Annotated in this window: 20 protein-coding genes; all 20 read right to left on the reverse strand. The window is 30.5% G+C overall.

Going from position 1 to position 20324, the window contains the following annotated elements:
- Positions 1-6 precede the first annotated feature (6 nt).
- Complete coding sequence (locus L8X38_RS05605; protein WP_263661508.1) at positions 7-1404, reverse strand: NADH-quinone oxidoreductase subunit N; 1398 nt, start codon at positions 1402-1404, stop codon at positions 7-9.
- Positions 1404-2876: a complex I subunit 4 family protein gene (locus L8X38_RS05610; RefSeq protein ID WP_263659531.1), complete on the reverse strand. Its 1473-nt coding sequence runs from the start codon at positions 2874-2876 to the stop codon at positions 1404-1406. Before L8X38_RS05610 ends, L8X38_RS05605 begins: the two co-directional genes overlap by 1 nt.
- 1 nt (position 2877) lies before the next feature.
- Positions 2878-4680, reverse strand: a complete 1803-nt coding sequence (gene nuoL / locus L8X38_RS05615; RefSeq protein WP_263661509.1) for an NADH-quinone oxidoreductase subunit L — start codon at positions 4678-4680, stop codon at positions 2878-2880.
- Complete coding sequence (nuoK, locus tag L8X38_RS05620; RefSeq protein WP_087699810.1) at positions 4668-4979, reverse strand: NADH-quinone oxidoreductase subunit NuoK; 312 nt, start codon at positions 4977-4979, stop codon at positions 4668-4670. Before nuoK ends, nuoL begins: the two co-directional genes overlap by 13 nt.
- A complete protein-coding gene (locus L8X38_RS05625) occupies positions 4979-5485 on the reverse strand; it encodes an NADH-quinone oxidoreductase subunit J (RefSeq protein WP_263661510.1) in 507 nt (168 codons plus the stop codon). The genes nuoK and L8X38_RS05625 overlap by 1 nt, the downstream gene beginning before the upstream one ends.
- Positions 5478-6110, reverse strand: a complete 633-nt coding sequence (nuoI, locus tag L8X38_RS05630; RefSeq protein ID WP_263661511.1) for an NADH-quinone oxidoreductase subunit NuoI — start codon at positions 6108-6110, stop codon at positions 5478-5480. Before nuoI ends, L8X38_RS05625 begins: the two co-directional genes overlap by 8 nt.
- A 9-nt stretch (positions 6111-6119) precedes the next feature.
- Entirely contained in the window at positions 6120-7118 is a 999-nt protein-coding gene (gene nuoH / locus L8X38_RS05635) for an NADH-quinone oxidoreductase subunit NuoH (protein ID WP_133319476.1), read from the reverse strand.
- Positions 7115-9568: an NADH-quinone oxidoreductase subunit G gene (locus L8X38_RS05640; protein WP_263661512.1), complete on the reverse strand. Its 2454-nt coding sequence runs from the start codon at positions 9566-9568 to the stop codon at positions 7115-7117. Before L8X38_RS05640 ends, nuoH begins: the two co-directional genes overlap by 4 nt.
- A complete protein-coding gene (locus L8X38_RS05645) occupies positions 9565-10281 on the reverse strand; it encodes a hypothetical protein (RefSeq protein ID WP_263661513.1) in 717 nt (238 codons plus the stop codon). Before L8X38_RS05645 ends, L8X38_RS05640 begins: the two co-directional genes overlap by 4 nt.
- Positions 10278-10505, reverse strand: coding sequence for an NADH-ubiquinone oxidoreductase subunit E family protein (locus L8X38_RS05650; protein WP_263661514.1), 228 nt, complete (start codon positions 10503-10505; stop codon positions 10278-10280). Before L8X38_RS05650 ends, L8X38_RS05645 begins: the two co-directional genes overlap by 4 nt.
- The gene (gene nuoD / locus L8X38_RS05655; RefSeq protein WP_263661515.1) at positions 10502-11728 is read right to left on the reverse strand and encodes an NADH dehydrogenase (quinone) subunit D; all 1227 of its coding nucleotides are present in this window, start codon (positions 11726-11728) and stop codon (positions 10502-10504) included. The genes L8X38_RS05650 and nuoD overlap by 4 nt, the downstream gene beginning before the upstream one ends.
- Position 11729: 1 nt before the next feature.
- On the reverse strand, positions 11730-12521 hold the full coding sequence (locus L8X38_RS05660) for an NADH-quinone oxidoreductase subunit C (protein WP_263661516.1): 792 nt from the start codon (positions 12519-12521) through the stop codon (positions 11730-11732).
- On the reverse strand, positions 12521-13018 hold the full coding sequence (locus L8X38_RS05665) for a NuoB/complex I 20 kDa subunit family protein (RefSeq protein ID WP_039619352.1): 498 nt from the start codon (positions 13016-13018) through the stop codon (positions 12521-12523). Before L8X38_RS05665 ends, L8X38_RS05660 begins: the two co-directional genes overlap by 1 nt.
- Entirely contained in the window at positions 12997-13416 is a 420-nt protein-coding gene (locus tag L8X38_RS05670) for an NAD(P)H-quinone oxidoreductase subunit 3 (RefSeq protein ID WP_220566531.1), read from the reverse strand. The genes L8X38_RS05665 and L8X38_RS05670 overlap by 22 nt, the downstream gene beginning before the upstream one ends.
- Positions 13417-13534: 118 nt before the next feature.
- Positions 13535-14203: an ATP-binding cassette domain-containing protein gene (locus tag L8X38_RS05675; RefSeq protein ID WP_263661517.1), complete on the reverse strand. Its 669-nt coding sequence runs from the start codon at positions 14201-14203 to the stop codon at positions 13535-13537.
- Entirely contained in the window at positions 14187-14960 is a 774-nt protein-coding gene (locus L8X38_RS05680) for an ATP-binding cassette domain-containing protein (RefSeq protein WP_263661518.1), read from the reverse strand. Before L8X38_RS05680 ends, L8X38_RS05675 begins: the two co-directional genes overlap by 17 nt.
- On the reverse strand, positions 14957-15733 hold the full coding sequence (locus L8X38_RS05685; protein ID WP_263661519.1) for an ABC transporter permease: 777 nt from the start codon (positions 15731-15733) through the stop codon (positions 14957-14959). Before L8X38_RS05685 ends, L8X38_RS05680 begins: the two co-directional genes overlap by 4 nt.
- Positions 15726-16664, reverse strand: a complete 939-nt coding sequence (locus L8X38_RS05690; RefSeq protein ID WP_318529585.1) for an ABC transporter permease — start codon at positions 16662-16664, stop codon at positions 15726-15728. Before L8X38_RS05690 ends, L8X38_RS05685 begins: the two co-directional genes overlap by 8 nt.
- Positions 16665-16675: 11 nt before the next feature.
- Positions 16676-18211, reverse strand: a complete 1536-nt coding sequence (locus L8X38_RS05695; protein ID WP_263661521.1) for an ABC transporter substrate-binding protein — start codon at positions 18209-18211, stop codon at positions 16676-16678.
- A 43-nt stretch (positions 18212-18254) separates the two neighbouring features.
- The gene (locus L8X38_RS05700; RefSeq protein ID WP_070255432.1) at positions 18255-20198 is read right to left on the reverse strand and encodes a BCCT family transporter; all 1944 of its coding nucleotides are present in this window, start codon (positions 20196-20198) and stop codon (positions 18255-18257) included.
- Positions 20199-20324 lie beyond the last annotated feature (126 nt).

A 20324-nucleotide genomic window follows, 5' to 3' on the forward strand; every position in this document is an offset into this window, starting at 1 on the left:
ATTATTTCACAAAAGCAAAAACGCACATGATAAGCTTCCGATAAAACATAAACTTAAAATAATCTTTTGCTTAATATCTAAATTTATACTCTTTATAGATTGACTTTTTTTAAAAAAGATATAAATTAAAATTTTCAAATAAGCATAAAGCATGATCATGGAACTTAAAGCTATAGCAAATATAAGCACATAATAGCCCGAATTTAAAATAGAAGCTAAAATTAAAATTTTACCCCAAAAAATCCCAAAAGGTGGAATTCCTGCTATACATAAAATAAACATAGCTAATATTATAGATAATACGGGTCTTTGATCAAATAAGCCAGAAAAACTTTCAAATGAGCTTTTTTGAAATAAACTTAAGATTAAAAAAATTCCATAGTTTGCAAAAGCAAAAGAAACCCAATAAACGAACAAGGCAAAAATTGAAAGCAGGTAAGAAGTTCCATCTCCTTGAGAACTCACACTCATACTAGAAACAATAACAGCCAATATAAAAGAAGAATGAGTAATAGAGCTATATGCAAGCATTTTTTTTGCATCTTTTTGAATTAAAGCTACTATGCTTACAGCAAGCATAGAAAAAATTGCTAACGATGCGACTATGTATTCAAATTTTACTCCACCGCCTAAAGCAGAAAAAATTCTTAAAACTACTATTATCATAGCAATTTTTGGAACAATAGATATGAAAGCTATAAAATTTGTATGAACTCCACAATATACATCTTTTAGCCAAAAATGAAAAGGAGCGATAGAAAGTTTTACTCCAACAATAACCAAAAACATTACTCCAGCACATAATAATATAGGATCTGAAATATATTCAGAATGCAATAAATTATCCAAATCCAAAGACTTTGTTTTTAAATACACAAAAGCACAAGCAAAAACAAAAAATCCAGCCCCTACTGCAGCTAAGGCAAAATATTTTATGCTAGAACTAATAGCATTATGAGTTCCTCTTAATGCTATTAATGTATAAAGAGCTAAAGAAGATCCTTCTAAAGCTAGGAAAATCACAATCAAATTAGTACTTGAAACCATTAATATTAAGGAAGCAACCATAAGCAAAAATAAAGAAAAAAATTCTGCTCTTTGCTCATCTTTGTCTATAAGCAAATAAAGCATAGAAAAAAACAAAATAATTATTTGTGCAAAAATTGCATAATTATCGCTTACAAATAAACCAAAAAAAGCATGAGAATCATCTAAAACAAAACCATTATAAAGCAATAAAAAACACAAAGTGCTAAGCAAAGCTATAACACTTGCTCCTATATAAAAATTTCTAGAAAGTTTTTTAAACGCACTCAATAAAAGTAATACAATAGCCCAAAAAAGCAATGACAACACAGGAAATAATAATACAAAATTTAATTTTTCTAAACTAAAACCACTCATTAAAAACCTCTTATACTATCTATGATTTTTTGATTTTCTATGGCGATATTTCTTGTTTGCATAACTTCAAGAATACTATTTACATTAGAAGCAATTTGATCTAGCATAGCACTTGGAGCTACCCCTAAATAAATCACTAATGCACTTAAAATACTTAAAACAAAAATTTCACCTTTTTTAAGCGTAAATTTACTGCACACTTCTTCTTCGCAAGTAGTAAAAAACATATTTCTATAAATATTTAGCATATAAATAGCTCCTAAAACGATTACACCGCCTGCAAATAATGCATACCATAAATTTACACTTGCCACACCTTGCAAGATCAAAAACTCACCTACAAAGGAAATAGTCAAAGGTAATGAAATAGATGAAAACAACAATACTGCAAAGAAAAAGCTAAATAATGGGGCTGTTTTAGCTAAATTTTTATAAAAGTCTAAATCAAAAGTATGATATCTTTTGTAAAGCATATAAGCGGCTAAAAATAAGCCACCTGTTACTATACCATGTGCAAACATATAAAATACAGAACCACTAACCCCATTATAAGTAAAAGTTACGATACCTAAAATTACCACACCCAAATGCGAAATTGAGCTATAAGCAATTAATTCTTTTAAATCCTTGGCTTTAAAAGCAATTAAGGCTGCATATAAAATTCCAACTATACATAAAATAGCAAGTAAAGAATAATAATGATTCAAAGTATCAGGCGCTAAAGGCAAAATAAATCTTAAAAACCCAAAAGGCGCCATTTTAAAGCTTACAAGCATTACAGATACTAAAGTCGGACTTTTGGTATAAACCTTTGGAGCCCAAGTATGAAAAGGAAATAAAGGACTTTTAATCGCAAAAGCAATAAAAAATCCTACAAATATTAGATTTTGTGCATTCTCAGGTATAAAAAATTCACTCTTATACCAAGCTAACAAATCAAAACTCCAATATCCAAAACTTTGATAATACAAAAATCCCACATAAATAATAGCTAAAAGCATAAGCATAGAACCGCAAAATGCATAAATGAAAAATTTAATCCCTGCCTTATAATTATCTGAATATCTACCTATTAAATAAATAAGCGGTATAAGAGAAAACTCCCAAAATACATAAAACAATAAAGCATCTAATGAAGCAAAAAGTCCTACAATGCAAAATTGTAATAAAAATATACTTATTACAACACTTTTATCTTGAATATCCAAACATATAAAAGATAAAAAAATCATAATAGAACAAAGTAATATTAAATAAAGCGCTATAGCATCTACACCTATGTGAAAATTAACTATCAAAGAATTTAAACTAAATTCATAAGCCATGCCACCATCGTAGTTAAATAACAAAAAAACATTAAAAACTAAAATCAAAAAACTAACTAAAATAGCAAAGGACTTGCTATCTTCTTTTTGTAAAAATAAAGCTATAAAAGCCGCAAAAAATGGAAATAACATTAATAAACCGAGCATATTACACCGCCAAAGCTAAACAAAATAAACACACAAAAGCCAAAACTACAATTCTTAAAGCCAAAGAATAATCCTTACCCATACTAAGAACCCTAGCAAATGTTTTAAGGAAAAATGCAATACTATCTACCAAAGCATCTAAAATTTCTTTATCAGCTTTTCTTAAAAATTCACAAAATAAAGCATACTTACTAACAATAAATTGATGATAAAATTTTGGTATGTAGTATTCATTAAACAAAAGTTTGTAAATACTTGTTTTAGAAAGTGATGGTTTAAACCAATTTTTCCAATAAGCTATGATAGCTAAAAGCACTCCAAGTACCGCAGAAACACTTGCAAGTATCATAACTAAAGAATTTTGACCATCAATAAAAGCTAAATTTTTACTTACAAAATCCATAAAGCTATGCTCAAAAAATCCTGCTATAATAGCAAGTAAAGCCAAAGGACTCATCGCAAGCAAAGCTATTTTACTAGCTTCATGGGGATGTTCTTCATGTCTTTTTGGAGTAAAAAATACAAGCATTAAAAGTCTAAAGCTATAAAAAGCTGTCATAAAAGCTGCTATTAAAAGTACTAAAAAAATTCCATGATGATGGCTTATAAAAGAAAATCCTAAAATTAAATCTTTAGAGAAAAATCCTGCAAAAGGATAAATTCCTGCTAAAGCTAAAGAACCTATAAGCATTAAAATAGCACTAAAACGCATACTTTTATAAAGTCCACCCATTTTACTAATGTCAAGCTTATCATTCATAGCATGCATAACATTACCCGCACCTAAGAATAATAAAGATTTAAAAAATGCATGAGTTGCAAGATGAAATAAAGCTATTGCATAAGCTCCAAGACCTGCTGCTACAAACATATACCCAAGTTGAGAAAGCGTCGAATATGCAATAATTCTTTTTAAATCTTTAGCTACCATGGCCATAGAAGCAGCAAAAAGCGCTACAAAAGCTCCAAGTATAGCGATAAAATACCCTACTTCAGGAACTTGTAAATAAAGCTCCCCTGCGCGAATTACCAAATAAACTCCCGCAGTAACCATAGTAGCAGCATGGATTAGAGCTGAAACTGGCGTAGGTCCTGCCATAGCATCAGCAAGCCAAGTATGGAAAGGAAATTGTGCTGATTTACCCATAGCACCTACAAAAAGTAAAAGTGCTATTAAAATCAAAATCACATCATTTTCATGCCCTAAAGATAAAAGGGTAAAAAATTCATCATATTTTAAAGAGTTAAATTCTATATAAATTAAGAAAATTCCTAAAAGCAAAGCCAAATCTGCAATTCTATTCATGATAAATGCTTCATTAGCAGCAAAAGTGTATTTTTCATTATGATACCAAAAACCTATCAAAAGCCATGAGCAAAGTCCAACACCTTCCCAACCTATGAAAAGTCCTAAGAAATTATCACTCATAATCAAAAACATCATAGAAAAAACAAAAAGTCCCAAATAGCTAAAATAGCGATTAAACCCTTCATCATGCTCCATATAAAATATACTATATAAATGCACAAAAGTCGCTACTATACTTACCACATTCATCATAATCAAAGTAATAGAGTCTATTTTAAAACCAAAACTAACATCTACTAAAGATATCCAAGTACCAAGTTCAAAATTAAAATGTACTCCATTATTTAATAAAACAATTGAAGCAAAAGCTGAAAAAGCTATAAATAAAGAAGCTAAATAACCTAAAATAATTTTCTTAGCACTAAAAGCAAAAATACCTAAAATAACAGCTGAAGCCAAAGGAGAAAAAAGTGCAATTAAAGCTAAATTTTGCATTTTATCTCTCCTTTTTCAGCTAAAGAGCTAAGCTCTAATGTTCCTGTTTTTCTATACCATAAAACACAAAGCGCTATCCCAACAGCTACTTCACAAGCTGCAACTCCCATTACAAATAAAGCAAAAATTTGACCTTCTATGTCTTTATGAGAAGCTCCTGCTGTAACTAAAGCCAAATTAGCAGCATTTAATAAAATTTCACTTGAAATAAAAAGCATAATTAAATTTTGGCGTTTTATGATACCTATTAGACCAATGATAAACATCAAAATAGCCACAATGTAGTATTTTTCTAACATCATTGTTCGTCCTTTTTTATATTTTTTTGAGTAAGTGCTATAGCACAAATTAAAGCTATTAAAAGTAAAATTGCCATAAATTCAAAAGCAAGCATATATTTTGTAAATAGAGCAAAGCCTATTTGCTGAGTAGAATCAAGACTATAAACTTCACTAGTTTCATTTAAACCAAACTCATATCCCATAATAATACTAACTAATAAAACAGCACTAAAAATCACAGCAAAAATGAAGATTCTTTTACCTTTTAAACTTTCTTTTACTTTTATAGAAGCATCAAAAAACATCATAGCAAAACTATAAAGACCTAAAATAGCTCCACTGTAAACAATTATTTGAATTGCTCCAATAAATTCAGCATTAAGTAAAAAATAAAATCCACTTAAAAAAACCATAGCCACAGCCAAAGAACTGATAGCATAAAGCACGCTAGTGCTTAAAACACTAATTAAAAAAAATCCCAACACCAAAACACTTAATAAACAAAAAGCTATCGTTTCAAACATTTTCTTCCTTTGGAACATCTTGCTGTCTTTGCAAATCTATCTCATAATAATTTGGAGTTTTCTTTACTAAATCATCAGCATCTTTTCTTAAACTACCACTTCCTTCAAACACCACTTGATTTTTAAGCTCATCGATAGGGGTTAAAAAATCTTCCTTTTGACCAAAATAAGATCTTTGCTCTGCGGCATTTTCATATTCTTTACCATGCACAATGGCAAGTTCAGGACAAACATCAGCACAAAATCCACAATAAATACAACGCCCTAAATTAATACTATAATTTTCGACCTTTTTGCGTCCATCTTCACTTAAACTCGTTTCCATTCTTATACAATTACTAATGCAAATTTTTTCACACAAGCCACAACCAATACAACATTCATTTTCACTTTCAATAAAACGCATCAAACGATGAACTGCACGATATCTATCATCTAAAGCAACTTTTTCCATAGGATATTTAATCGTTGCGCTATTGTTTTTTTTAAACATTTCTCTTAATACGACAAACAAACCTACAAAAAGCTCTGTATTTAAAGAACGCTTGATTACTTGTATGAATTTTTCATAAGTATTTTGAGGATTTTTACGCTCAAAATCTACTTTAAAATAACCTTTTTTCATTGTTTTTTCCTATATCACAAGTACTAAAGCACTAATTAATAAATTTAAAACCGCTAAAGGTATTAAAATCAAATAACACATTCTCATTACTTGATCAGGACGCAGTTGCGGAAAAGCACCTCTAGCCCAAAAATACCAAAAGAACACAAAAGACACTTTCAAAAGCATCATAATAGCCCCTGGTATAATCCAAAAATCATTAAATCCACCCAAAAATAAAAGCGATATCATAATCGCTCCGGTAATCATGGCTGTATATTCTCCGATAAAAAACATACCCCATCTAAGTCCGCTATATTCAGTGCCATAACCTGAAACAAGTTCGGTTTCGTTTTCACTTAAACAAAGTGGAGTTCTATTAGTTTCTATAAAAATAGCTATCACAAATAAAATAAAAGCTAAAGGTTGTTTAAAAATAAGCCAAGAAAGTATGCCATCACTTTGATAGTTATTAATATCTACTAAAGACAAAGATCCAACAAGCATTACAACACACACCAAAGAAAGCCCTGCAACGCTCTCATAAGAGATAATAGAAACAAGCCCTCTTGCCCCGCCTAGCAGCGACCATTTATTATTACTTGCTAAACCTCCTAAAAAAATCGCATAAAAACTAACTCCACCCATACCTACAACAAAAAGCAAGGCTACATTAATATCAGCGATAATAGGACGAATCACTCTACCAAATAAAGTAAATTCAGGAAAAATAGGTATAGCTGCAATTGCTACAAAAGCACAAATTGCTGCAATCAATGGAGCAATTAAAAATACCACTTTTTGAGCATAAGTTGGCACTATATCCTCTTTAGTAAAAAGTTTAATCATATCAGCAACTACCTGAAGCAATCCAAAAGGACCTACCATATCAGGCCCTAAACGACGATGAAATAAAGCCAAAGCCTTTCTTTCAAGATAAGTTGCCAAGCCTGCTAAAGTAGCAAAAATAGCTATAACAAGCACACATTTTATAATTGTTTCTACAATAAAAAAAGTAATATCACTCATATTTTAGCTCCTGCTTTTTCAAGCCAAACTTTTACATATCGAGTATTATCAAATAAAGATTTATAATCAATCTTACTATCATAATCCCCTAAATACGCACCATTTTCTAAAGATTCATCACATTTTACACTTATAGCAATTTGAGTTTTTTCATTTTTTAAAATAACACTATCATCTTGGTTTAAATCAAATTTTTGCATTAAATCAGACGATAAAAATAAAGCTCCAACCTCATTAAAAGCTCTATTACTAAGTTTTGAAAACTGATGAATGCTATTTGCATGATATAAAGTTAAATTTCCTTCATTTTGCTCTTTAACTTCTTGAATGCTTAATGTTTTTTCAAACTCAAAATGGGAAAAATCAAGCTCATAACCTCTATGATTTACCCCACCATTATCATAATGATTTTCTAACTCATCAAAGTCAATTACCCTAAAGCCTTTATTTTGTGGTAAAAATTTAGTATAGTTGATCGTAAATTCTTCATCAAAACCTAAGGCATTTGCCAAATCATTTAAAAAATAACCTTTAAATTCTAAAGCCGCATTTGTAGGAACTAATCTTTTATCATAATTTACAAAGCTACCTTCTTGTTGATTTAAACTAGAACTTGCAAGATCAAAATGCCCATCATAAGAAAAAGTAAAATCGCCTTTTTCGTTATAACCTAATGTTTTTCCTGCTTGAAAATCTTGACTTAAATCACAAATTAAACTCACACCTAAGGTATTAGTACAAGTTGGATTTAAAAAGACTTTAAATTCAGTATATTTTTGCACCAAAGCACAAAATTTTGCTAGCTTAACACTTTGCTCATCATAGTAAAAATCACTTCCTATAATAAGTGTAAATTTTTGCTTTTTTGCGAGTAAAGTTTCTAAAATATCCTCATCTATGCCAAGATTTTTCGCATAATTTGATCTTTGCACCTCTATGCTTTTTTTAATTTTTTTAGGCACAAGTTTTTTAACTTCTTCTATAATAGTTTCGCCGTTTTCATTTTGCTTTTCTATCTTTTCAATAACTTCTTCATTAATAGTTTCTTCTATTTCTTTTGTATCTTGATAATACGCATTTTCTAATGTGTTTTTAAAATCCTGCGGAAGCTCTTTGGCAAATTTTTGCAAGATAAATAATAAAATACTTTCATTATCTTTAATATTATGATCAATCTGCAAGAAATTTTTAGAATATTTATCCACGCCTTTATCTTTTATAGGGTGAAAATATAGCCCTGCACCTTTATTCATTACCAAAGCGTTATTAACTTTATATCCTAGCGTTGGCGCATCATAGCGTAAAAACGAACCTACGATGATTAAAAAATCACTTTGAGTGATATCGTCTGTATTTGCATTATACATTGCATTTGCATTTTGATAAAAACAAGCTAGGAAATCTTGGAATTTTTTAGCTTCATGATTTATAAGATTAAGATTAAATTTTTTACTTAAATTTTGCAAGATTAAAGCTTCTTCATTAGTAATAAAACTATTAAATAAAATATTTTTTATTTCATCATTTTTTATCATATTTACTAATTTTTCAAAGGCTTTTTCGTCTTTACCTTGAACTTCATTTTGGGTATTAAAACCATATCTTGCAGCTTTATTTAGCGTAGCAAAAGCAAAATCATTACTCACTCTATAAATTTTTTCTTTTTGATTATTAATACTAGTTTGTTTAATATCATAATACATCAACTCACAATCACTTGAATGGGGATTACTAGCTGGAATTTTCTTTAACTCCCAAGCATTAGATGTATATTGAAAAGCCGAACCCACCAAAGCTCCCGTTGGACATACACTTGTACATTCTCCGCAAAAAGAACAATCAAGCATATCGCCACTACTCGGTGCAATTAAACTCTTTTGAAATTTAGTCCAAATAGCTAATGCATCTTTACTCATACTTTCTTTAAAGCTTGCATCGGGCGCGCTTGCCCCTCTTGGAGTAGTTTTTAAAGCACTTTCTCCTATTTTATCTTTGCAAACTGTGATACATCTTTCACACACGATACATAAAGCTGGATCATAATTAATCTCGCCCCATTTTTTATGCTCTTTATGGGTATCTTTAATCCAATAATTTTGCACATTTACTCTTGCTTTGTGTGTAAAGTTTTGAAGCTCACACTCACCGGATTTATCACATACCCCACATTGTAAAGGGTGGTTGATGCAATATGCTTGCATGATAGCATTACGCTCATCCCATAAATTTGATAAATCACTCTCTACTACCATACCTTCTTTAACTTTAGTATTGCAAGAATAAACCTTTTTACCATCAGCTTCTACCATACACATACGACAAGCAAGTGTTGGAGAACAACCATTTAAATAACAAATTGCAGGAATGAAAATATCATTTTTTCTTGCGACATTTAAGATATACTCACCCTCATTTGCCTCACATTCTATACCATTAATGATAACTTTCATTTTATAACCTTAACTTGAGCTTTTGAAAAAGCAAAATCAGCGCTTTCATAATCAAACAAAGCCACCGTGCCTTTCAAATCATGATTGATTTTTACTATAGTTGTAAATTCTTGAGTGTTTATTTTTAAATTAATTTTATCCCCATCCTTAACCTTAGCAATTAAAGCAAAAGAAGAAGAGCAATGCAAATTTTTGTCTCCCAAAGGTGCTTGCATGATAATAGTTCCATCAAAATTATCAAGTTCTAAAAGCTCACTAAAAGAATTTTGTATTGATAAATTTTCTTCATTTTCATTAGAGCAAATTAGCAAAAGATTAAATTTATGACAAAGTTTTTCTAAAAAATACTTAATATTTTCAAAATCTTTATGTTGATATAAATTTTCATCAAAAATAATACATTTTGCTTCTTTTAAAAACTCTAAAATCTCTAAAGCTTCTTCTTCACCAAAGCAAGATTCAGCACTTAAATACCCCTCATCAAATTCGTTAAATTCAGTCTCCAAGCTCATCTTACAAAGCAAAGCAAGCACGAAAGGCGCACTTGCAATCTCACATTTATAAAAGTTTGCTTTTAAATTTTTATCCTCTAAACAAGAAATATTATAATTTTTACTTTTGTTAAGCTTAGCGCAAAGTGAAGAATTTTTTAAAGAAAGCAAATCCACAAAACACAAAGCATTTAAACCTTCTTGATATTTTGCTAATTTCATTGTCCTACCTTTTTAAAAACTATAGTCCAATCTACTTGATTAAATTTTAAAGAATTTAAAAGTTCACAATTTTGCTCTTTTATGAAAGCAAAACTTTTTTCTACACTAGAAAAATCTCCTATTTCAAATAAAACTACTAAAACTTCACCCATATAAGCATTTTGAATGATTTGCTCTAAATCCTTAAACAAATCTTGACTTTTTCTTAAATCCACGCGTCTCATCGGTCTATCTCGCCTAAAACTATATTAATACTTCCTAAAATTGCCACTGCATCAGCCAAATATGATCCAACAAGCATTTCTTCTAAAAATGCACAATGAAAAAAGCTTGGGGTTCTAGCTCTTAATCTATATGGCCTACCGCTACCATCTGAGTGGATAAAAAATCCAAGTTCGCCTTTTGGACTTTCAGTTGGCACATACACCTCTCCTTTTGGTGGTTTTAGACCTTGGGTTACTAGGACAAAATGTTGCATAAGAGAATAATTTTGCGTCATGATTTGCTCTTTTGAAGCGCTTACATATTCAGGATGATTGCATAAAATTTCAGGCGGAGTATCTTGATAAAGCTTAGCACATTGAACTAAAATTTTTAAACTTTCTCTAAATTCTTGCATATAAACCTTATATCTTGCATAAGAATCACCCATTTTGGCCACAGGCACGCCAAAATCTACCTCATCATAAAGCAAATAAGGCTCTTCTTTTCTAACATCATAAGCAATACCACTTCCTCTTAGCATAACCCCACTACAACCCCAACTTAGTGCTTGTTCTTTGCTTACAACTCCTACATTTTCAGTTCTTGCACGCCAAATTCTATTATCATCAAGCAAAGCTTCATAATCTTTTATATCATTTGGAAATTTATTACAAAATACCAAAAGTTCATCTAAAAAACCTTCAGGTAAATCAAGCATTACCCCACCTATTCTCATAGATGAATGCGTAAGTCTTGCCCCGCAATATTTTTCTATTAGATCAAGCACATACTCACGCTCTCTAAAGCAGTATAAAAATACTGTCATCGCACCAATATCAAGCGCATGTGTAGCAAGCCATAACAAATGCGAAGTAATACGGTTTAACTCAAGTAAAATCATCCTTATCACACTTGCTCTGCGTGGAATTTCCAAACCACAAAGTTTTTCCACAGCAGCTACATAGGCATAATTATTTGCACTAGCTGCGATATAATCCATTCTATCAGTAGTTGGGATAAACTCTTGATAGATCATATTTTCAGCCATTTTTTCCATACCACGATGCATATAACCTATACAAGGAGCAGCCTTGGTGATTTCTTCTCCATCAAGCTCTAAAATAAGGCGTAAATTTCCATGAGCACTTGGATGTTGAGGGCCAAGATTTACTATCATGGTGCCATCTTCACGCTCAAAGCTTATATTTTCATAATAAGGTTTTAATTTAGTAGAAATTTGCATTTTATCTTCTCTTATCTAAAATTTTTACTTGCGTTCTTTTGGCTTTTTTCACAAAAGGCACGCCACCTTCTTCTTGATATTCTTGTAGATATTTATCCTCTCTTGGAGCTTCGCCTTTACCAACCTCATGATAAATTCTACTAAAGTTTAGCGTGTCTTTTTCATCTACAAAACCTGGATCTCTATTTTCTTCACCTACAACCTCGCGGTATTCTTTTCCAAAAATTTTATCTATCTCATACCACTTAGCAAATTCATCACCATGCAAAGGATAGCTTTTTAAAAAAGGATGTCCATACCAATCATCAGGCATTAAAAGTCTTTTTAAATTTGGATGATTGATGATGAAAATTCCAAACATATCATATATTTCTCTCTCACACCAATTAGCACCTTTAAAAACCCTCATAACACTTTGAAGCCTTTCTTTTAAACCAACGAAAGTTTTTATTCTCACTCTTAAATTTTTCTCCATATTTAAAAGCTGATAATACACTTCAAAACCTTGTTTTTGAGCGACAAAATCAATCGCACTTGCGTCAGTAAAACAGCTATAACCTAAATTCTTAAGCTTATCAAGAATAGCAACATTATCATCTTTGTTTATCTCAATCACCCAAAAATCAAGCTCTATAAAAGAATTTTTTAACTCAAATTCTTGGCTTAAAATTTGATGATCACTCTCAAAAGCACTACTCTCTGTGCTTAGCTTTTTAGTTGCAGGTGCATGGTAAAATCTATCTTCATAATAATTTTTTAGCTGAGTATTTTTCTTATCGCTATATTTTCTCATCATATAAGCCTTTTTGGAGCTATTTTTCTGCTTGCTTTTTCTTTACGAATTCTTTTTTGCAAAATCATCAAAGCAAATTGAAAAGTTTCAGGACGCGGGGCACAGCCTGGTACATAAATATCAACAGGAATAATTCTATCCACTCCTTGGACAGTAGAATAGGTATTAAACATACCACCGGTATTTGCACAAGAACCCATAGAAATAACCCATTTAGGATCAGGCATTTGATCATAAAGTCTTCTTGTAAATTCAGCATGTTTTTTACTTAAAGTACCCGCTATAATCATTACTTCAGATTGTCTTGGACTTGCTCTAAAAATTGTTCCAAATCTATCAAAATCATATCTTGCACCACCTGCTGCCATCATTTCAATAGCACAACAAGCAAGTCCATAAGATAGTGCCCATAAAGAATTACTTCTACCCCATTGCACTAACTTATCAACCGTAGTTAAAACAACTGGCGCATTACTCATTTTTTGATACTCTGCCATGCAAATGCTCCTTTTTTATAAGCATATAAAAAGCCTACTGCAAGTAATAAAATAAAAACAAACACTTCCACTAAGGCAAATAAAGATAAGCCATATTTTGAAAGTTCTGCGGTTAAATCTTTAAAAATCACCGCCCAAGGAAATAAAAACACCACTTCAATATCAAGCAAAATAAAAATCAAAGCAAAAACAAAAAATTGAGAATTGATTTTATTTGCTTGTTTAGAGGCCATAGGCCCGCACTCATAAATTCCTAGTCCAAGTTTTTTTCTATTATGAGAGGCTAGCTTAGAACCTATTTTAGAAGAAATATACACCAAAGTAAAAAATATAACACTTGCAATAACAAGCATTGCAAAGATGCCAAAGTATTGATGCTCTATAGTTGCGTGCGTCATAATAAACCTTTTATTTAAGCATAATTAAATTTATTTTACTTCAATTTAGCTATATAAAAACTTATTATCAAAAAAATAAATTTTTATGTATTTCAAAATGAAACAGTTTTTATCTTTATTATAAATACATTTTTTTATGGCAAATATCTTGTAAGATTTTTTCCTGATGAGAAATAAAAATATAAGTAATATCGTATTTTTTTTGAAAAGCATATAAATAATTTAGAATTTTACAAGCAGTTGGTATATCAAGTGCTGCTGTGATTTCATCTAAAATAAGCAATTTTGGTTTTAAAAGCAAAGCTCTAATCAAACCTAATCTTTGGCTTTGACCGCCACTTAATTTAGAAGGTTTTAAATTTAAAATATCTTTTTCAAGCTCAAAAGCATCAAAAAGTTTAAAAAGTTCTCCAAAATCGGGCTTAAGTTTAAAATTTTCATACACATCAATCAAAAGTCTTTTGGCACTTTTGTAAGGATTTAAAGCTAGCTTTTGATCTTGGAAAATATATTGAATTTTTTGGCGTAATTTTCTTTGAGCGTTAAAATCTAAATTTAATATATTTTCATTTTCAAACAAAACCTCTCCAGTATTTGCACATTCAAGCATACAAAGAATTTTAGCTAAAGTGCTTTTACCACTACCACTTTCCCCACAAAGCAATAAATTTTCATTTTGATTTAGAGAAAAACTCACATCTTTAAAAACAAAAATTTCCTCTTCCTTTAAATACCAATGTTTTTTAAATTTATAAGATTTGCTTAAATTTTTAACTTCTAAAAACATTCTCATTCTCAAAATAATTTAACAATTCTTTAGCAAAAACACCTTTTGGATTGCTTAAAAACTCTTTCACGGGCATTTGATAAATCAAAGTTTTATCTTCTATAATAGCCATCTCATCACAAAGCTCTTTAGCTAAATTTATATCATGAGTAATGAAAATGAGATTTTTAAATTGTGTTTTTAACTCTTTTAAAATAGCGATGATTTTTTCTTCATTAGCTCTATCAAGTGAGCTTGTAATCTCATCACACAATAAATACTTAGCCTCGCTTAGTAAAGCTAGAGCTATTTGAATGCGTCTTGCCATACCACCACTTAACTGATATATAAAAGAATGCCATAAAAGATCATGATTTTTAAGCCCTAAACACTCAAAATAATAAAAGGCCTTCTCTTTAATCTCTTTTGTGCTTAAATTAGTATGAGTTTTTAAAACTATATTAAAATAACTCCCTATATCAACAAGAGGATAAAAACTCCCATAAACATCTTGAAAAAGTAAATTTACCTTAGTTCTTAAAATATTTAGCTCTTTTTCTTTTAAAATTAAAATATCTTTTTGATCTATCCTAAATTTTTGTGCATTGAGTTTATAGTGTTTATCAAAAAGCTTAATCATGCTTTTTAAAAGCAAGCTTTTTCCCGCTCCACTTTTACCCATGATAGCCAAAGCTTTACCATCTTTTAAATTAAGATTTATATCTTTTAATAAGATCTTATCTTTAAAGCTAAGATTTAAATTTGCAATTTCTATCATGCTTTAATCTCTTCTTGTAAATCATTACCCAAAGCAAGCAAAGGTAGGATAAGCATAAGTATAAAGGCCGCTGGAAAAACTATCATCCACCAAAATCCTAAAAACACAGCCTTACTTGCTTCATTTAACATATTTCCCAAACTTGGAGTCCAAAGCTCTACACCCAAGCCAAAAAAGCTTAAAGTAGCTTCACTTGTAATAGCATGAGCGATATTTAAAACAAAAAGCACAAAAAGCAAATTCCAACAAGCAGGTAAAAGCTCACTAAATAAAGCTTTCATCTTACTAGAGCCTAGAATGATAGCATTTTGATAAAACTCAAGTTTTTGAAATTTATTAAGCTGAGTATCAAGTACTTTTGCCACAAAAGCAAAATGCCCCAAAGCGATGATAAAAATCATACTCCACAAAGATCCTGCCAAAAAACTTTGAAAAAACATAATCACAAGTAAAGAAGGTAAAGCCAAAAGCATATCAAGCACTCTAGCGAAAAAGGCATAAGCAAAAAATCTTGTTAAAAACACATAAACACAAGCAAAAAGCACGCTAAAAAATGCTGCCATTACCCCTACAAATAAAGAAACACGCAAGGCATATAAAATACGCGTAAAAATATCTCTACCAAGTAAATCTGTGCCAAAAATATGACTTAAATTTGGGGCTATTTTAGCCTTGCTTAAATCCACTAAATTAGGATCATAAGAGCTTATTAAAGGTACAAAAAGTGCTAAAATGAAACTTAGTAAAATCATCATCACATAAAACTTACGCATTGGCAAACCTTGGATTAATCATCTTGCAAATTATCTCTACGATCAAATTTACAAGCACTACCACTAAAATGCTAAAAATTACCACAGCTAGCACCACAGGATAGTCTTTAAACAATATACTTTTAATCACTAAATTTCCAACACCCTCATAAGAAAACACACTTTCTACTATATAAGTTCCCATTAAAAAACTCACAAAGGAAGCACTAAAATACGCGAGTATAGAAGCAAAAGCATCTTTTAATACAAAATGCAAATAAATTCTTTTTTTACTAAGTCCTCTTGCAAAAGCACTTTCTATAAAGCCCTGATTTAAACTATCAATCAAACTTGTCCTTATAAAACGCACAAAAACAGCTAAATGTGAAAGCACTAAAGCACATACTGGTAAAAACAAATGCCACAAACGATTAAATACATCATCTTCAAAGCCAATATCAGCAATAGCCGAACTTGGAAAAAGCTTAAAAAATACAGCAAAAACCAAAATAAGCATTAGCGATAAAGAAAAAGTAGGCAATGCAAAAAAACTCATCGTTGAAAAGGTAATAATTTTATCCAAAAAACTATCTTTATAAAGAACGCAAAAAAGTGCTAAAACCAAAGACAACACAAAAAGTATAAAAAAAGCCAAACTTCCTAGTATGATGGTATAGGGAAGTTTTTCTTTTAAAATTTCACTAACCTTTTCTCCACTGATTAAAGAGTAGGAAAAGTCGCCTTTCATGGCATTAAAAAGCCAATTTTCATACTGCTCTAATAAAGGCTTGTCTAAATTTAAATTATGCTCGATTTCTTCTTTTATTTTAAGGCTAGTTCCTTGAGGCACACTAGCAAAAACCACACTTCCTTTAGCATGATAAATCATCACAAAACATAAAAAACTTGCAAAAATCATCAAAAAAAACGCCCATAAAAGGCGTTTAAAAATGAGTTTTAGCACTAATTTTTGCTCCACTCATAAGCATTCCAAGTAAAACCTACCCCATGATGACCTAAAATATGAGGTTTTATACCTTGGATATTTTTAGCAAAAACTAAAGGATAATCAATATAAGCTATAAATAAAAATGCAGGATCTTTATATAAAGCGTCAATAAATTCTTTATAGTATTTTTTTCTTTCATTTACATCAAGTGAATTTCTAGCTTTTATCAAAGCTTCATCAACTTTAGCATTTTGATAATGACCAAAATTCCATCCACTAGAGTTTAAAGCACTATCTTGAGAGCTTTCAAAAACTCTAAAAGTATGAAAATCAGGATCATAAGGACTACCCCAACCTACCAAAAAGCTGTCAATCTTAGTATAGTCAAAACTTCCACTCGGCTTAGCAACTGCCTTTGCCTTAATGCCAAGCTTTAAAAACTCACTTTGTAAGATATTTACCAAAGCTATTCTTAGTGGATCTTCACTCATAGCATACATTTCAAAGCTAAATTCTTTGCCATTTTTTTCTAAAATTCCATTTTTGTTTTTCACAAAGCCTGCTTTTGCTAAAAGCTCATTTGCTTTTTTTACATCATAAGTATAAGTTGCAAATTCTTTAGGATTTGCCCATGATTTTTCCAAAGGATGATTTGCTACTTTTCCAAAAGAATGCAAAAGAGAATCCACAATAGCTTTTTTATCGATAGCATAATTTAGTGCTAAACGCACATTTTGATCTTTTAAAAACTCATGATTAAAATTAAACATCAAAGCACGATAATCAGCCGAAGGCTCTATAAGCATTTTAAAGTTTTTATCATTTGCAAAATTTGAAGCTAGAGCAAAATCAACTAAAGCTACATCAATAGAACCATTTTTAAGCTCAATAGCACTAATACTTGGATCTTTAATATGTTTTAGTATGAGTTTTGGTGTTTTTACCTTAGCTAAATGATAATTTTCATTTGCTTCTAAGATCATGTATTGACCTTTTTTCCATTGTTTTAGCTTATATGGTCCTGTTCCTATAGGCATTTGATTAAATTTAGTAGTATTTAAATTTTCTTTTTCAAGTAAATGTTTTGGTAAAATTCCCACACTCAAAGCGTCTAAAAATGCAGGAAAAGGCTTTGAAAGTGTGATGGCCAAACGATAATCATCGATGATTTTTACTTCTTTAACTGCGTCAAAATTTACCTTTGAGGGTGAATTTAACTTCTCATCTTTTAAAGCATTTATACTAAATTCCACATCTTTGGCACTAAATTTAGTCCCATCATGCCACAATATATCATCTCTTAAAGTAAATTCATAAACAAGCCCATCTTTACTAACTTTCCAAGATCTAGCAAGATCAGGCGCTAAGCTCATATTTTCATCAAAGCGTGTAAGTCCTGAAAACACAAGAGCAATTGCCACATCATGATCTTCACTAAAAAGCGGATTTATACGCTCTGGCTCATTTTCCACTGCTATAACGATCGTATCTTTTGGCGTAATAGCAAAAAGATTTAAAGCACAAAAAAACATTAAAAAAAATCTCAACATAAAAGGCCTTTCTTATAAGAATAAAGTGTAATTATAACGCTTTTTAATCATAAGCTTTGGTAAAAATTTCATTTTTATCATCAAATAAAAGTTGCAAATACCTCTCATATTGCTTTAGTATATCTACGATGATTTCTTGCTCGTTTAAATACTCTATATTATAACCATTACGCGAATCAGCAAAGAAAGTTTGTGGCTCAAAGATAAATTCTTTAGAATAAGTTGGCATAAATTTATCATCGATTATGCTTTGGCTTGCTTGTTTTTTTACCACTTGCACTCCATAGATAAAATCTTTTGCAAATTCTTTTTTTATAATCAAACTTATACTTGATTTTTCTTGAACGATCTGTGTTTTCAAGCCGTAGTTTTTTAGACTTTGGCTGAGTGATTCCATAGCATTTTTAACTTTGGTATTTAAGAAATTTTGTATATCTTGTTCTTTGCTTTGTTTTAAAATTCTAGCAAGTCTTTCTTGCCAAAATTCTCCTGTAAAATACACACTACTTTGACTAAGCTTAGTTAAAGAGTAATTCACATCTACAATTAAGCCTTTAAGCAATGAAAAACACATCAAACAAAGCAAAAATGCAAAAGGTAAAGCCACTATCATAGTGATACTTAAAATCGCTCCCAAGCCGCCTGAATACAGCAAAGAAGTAGCTAAAAGCGCAAGCACAAAACCCCAAAGGATATTTTGCCATTTGTATGGCTCATGAGCGCCACCACTACTTAAAGAATTTAACACAAATATCCCACTATCTGCTGAAGTGATGAAAAACAAAGCTAAAACCAAAAGCGCAAGCAAAGAACTAAAATAAGAAAAAGAAAAATTTTGTAAAAAATAAAAAAGCAAACTTTCAGGTGCTGAAGTAAAAGGACTTAAAATATCATTGAAATTTAAAGCACTATTGCCAAAAATGCTAAACCAAAGTATATTAAAACTAGTAGGCACTACAAGCACGCCAAAAATAAATTCCCTTATCGTTCTACCACGAGAAATCTTAGCAATGAAAAAGCCCACAAAAGGCGCCCAACTAAGCCACCAAGCCCAATAATAAATAGTCCAATTATTAAACCATTCTATATGTTCTTTTTCATAATAATAAGTCTTAAAGCTCAAAGAAATTAAATTTTGCAAATAATTTCCAATATTAGAGCTAAATTGTGAAAGAATTTGGATGGTATTTGTTGAAAAAAGCACAAAAAGCATTAAACACACTGCAAAAACTAAATTTGCTTCACTTAAAATTTTTAAACCCTTTGTTAAGCCACTAATCGATGAGAGCGTGGCTAAAGAAATAATGATGATTATAATCACGCTTTGTTCTAAAAAGCTTTGTCCGTTTAAAATACCCAAATTTGAAAAGCCCGCATTTAGTTGAGATGCACTATAACCAAGTGTGGTGCTAATGCCAAAAACCGTAACAATTAAAGCAAGCATATCAACCAAATTTCCCCAAAAACCATAAATTTTATCTTTAAGCAAAGGGTAAAAAGCACTACGCAAACTAAGAGGCATTTTATATCTAAAACCAAAATACGCCATAGCCAAAGCACACACCCCATAAATAGCCCATGGGTGAATTCCCCAGTGAAAGATAGTATGTAGCATAGCTTCTTCATCGCTTGTTTGCAAGGCTTTTTTATGTATGAGAGGTTCAGCCACACCAAAATACATAAGCCCCACGCCCATACCCGTAGCAAAAAGCATAGCAAGCCAAGAAGTAAATTTAAAATGAGGTTTTTCATCATCATCGCCGAGTTTAATATCGCCAAATTTTGAAAGTGCAAGTGCGAGCATAAAACACACAAAAAAGCTCACACTTAATATATAAAACCATGAAAAATTTGCAAAAATTCCACTTTTTATATGATTGATAAAATCATTTGTAAGTTTAGGCAAGAAAATACAACTAAGGCTTAAAACAACTATAATACTAATACTTGGTAAAAATACTGCCTTTTTAAAACTTGTTTTTAACATGATTTTCCTTTTTATAGTTTTAAAATTTAAGTTAATACCTTTTTTACTATGTCAAAAAATATCTTAAATACAACTAAAATCAATAAAATAGCAAAGGTTGATAAAAATATAATTTAATTAATGTTT

The sequence above is a fragment of the Campylobacter sp. CNRCH_2014_2452 genome (assembly GCF_025772865.1).
Taxonomy (GTDB): Bacteria; Campylobacterota; Campylobacteria; order Campylobacterales; family Campylobacteraceae; genus Campylobacter_D; species Campylobacter_D lari_D.

What these genes read in the sequence shown, in the direction of transcription:
- nuoK (WP_087699810.1), bottom strand. Translation starts at nt 4,979, where the DNA reads ATGTTAGAAAAATACTACATTGTGGCTATTTTGATGTTTATCATTGGT.
- nuoI (WP_263661511.1), bottom strand. Translation starts at nt 6,110, where the DNA reads ATGAAAAAAGGTTATTTTAAAGTAGATTTTGAGCGTAAAAATCCTCAA.
- L8X38_RS05660 (WP_263661516.1), bottom strand. Translation starts at nt 12,521, where the DNA reads ATGAGAAAATATAGCGATAAGAAAAATACTCAGCTAAAAAATTATTAT.
- L8X38_RS05640 (WP_263661512.1), bottom strand. Translation starts at nt 9,568, where the DNA reads ATGAAAGTTATCATTAATGGTATAGAATGTGAGGCAAATGAGGGTGAG.
- L8X38_RS05605 (WP_263661508.1), bottom strand. Translation starts at nt 1,404, where the DNA reads ATGAGTGGTTTTAGTTTAGAAAAATTAAATTTTGTATTATTATTTCCT.
- L8X38_RS05680 (WP_263661518.1), bottom strand. Translation starts at nt 14,960, where the DNA reads ATGATAGAAATTGCAAATTTAAATCTTAGCTTTAAAGATAAGATCTTA.
- L8X38_RS05625 (WP_263661510.1), bottom strand. Translation starts at nt 5,485, where the DNA reads ATGTTTGAAACGATAGCTTTTTGTTTATTAAGTGTTTTGGTGTTGGGA.
- L8X38_RS05645 (WP_263661513.1), bottom strand. Translation starts at nt 10,281, where the DNA reads ATGAAATTAGCAAAATATCAAGAAGGTTTAAATGCTTTGTGTTTTGTG.
- L8X38_RS05670 (WP_220566531.1), bottom strand. Translation starts at nt 13,416, where the DNA reads ATGACGCACGCAACTATAGAGCATCAATACTTTGGCATCTTTGCAATG.
- L8X38_RS05700 (WP_070255432.1), bottom strand. Translation starts at nt 20,198, where the DNA reads ATGTTAAAAACAAGTTTTAAAAAGGCAGTATTTTTACCAAGTATTAGT.
- nuoL (WP_263661509.1), bottom strand. Translation starts at nt 4,680, where the DNA reads ATGCAAAATTTAGCTTTAATTGCACTTTTTTCTCCTTTGGCTTCAGCT.
- L8X38_RS05610 (WP_263659531.1), bottom strand. Translation starts at nt 2,876, where the DNA reads ATGCTCGGTTTATTAATGTTATTTCCATTTTTTGCGGCTTTTATAGCT.
- nuoD (WP_263661515.1), bottom strand. Translation starts at nt 11,728, where the DNA reads ATGCAAATTTCTACTAAATTAAAACCTTATTATGAAAATATAAGCTTT.
- L8X38_RS05665 (WP_039619352.1), bottom strand. Translation starts at nt 13,018, where the DNA reads ATGGCAGAGTATCAAAAAATGAGTAATGCGCCAGTTGTTTTAACTACG.
- L8X38_RS05685 (WP_263661519.1), bottom strand. Translation starts at nt 15,733, where the DNA reads ATGCGTAAGTTTTATGTGATGATGATTTTACTAAGTTTCATTTTAGCA.
- L8X38_RS05650 (WP_263661514.1), bottom strand. Translation starts at nt 10,505, where the DNA reads ATGAGACGCGTGGATTTAAGAAAAAGTCAAGATTTGTTTAAGGATTTA.
- L8X38_RS05675 (WP_263661517.1), bottom strand. Translation starts at nt 14,203, where the DNA reads ATGTTTTTAGAAGTTAAAAATTTAAGCAAATCTTATAAATTTAAAAAA.
- nuoH (WP_133319476.1), bottom strand. Translation starts at nt 7,118, where the DNA reads ATGAGTGATATTACTTTTTTTATTGTAGAAACAATTATAAAATGTGTG.
- L8X38_RS05695 (WP_263661521.1), bottom strand. Translation starts at nt 18,211, where the DNA reads ATGTTGAGATTTTTTTTAATGTTTTTTTGTGCTTTAAATCTTTTTGCT.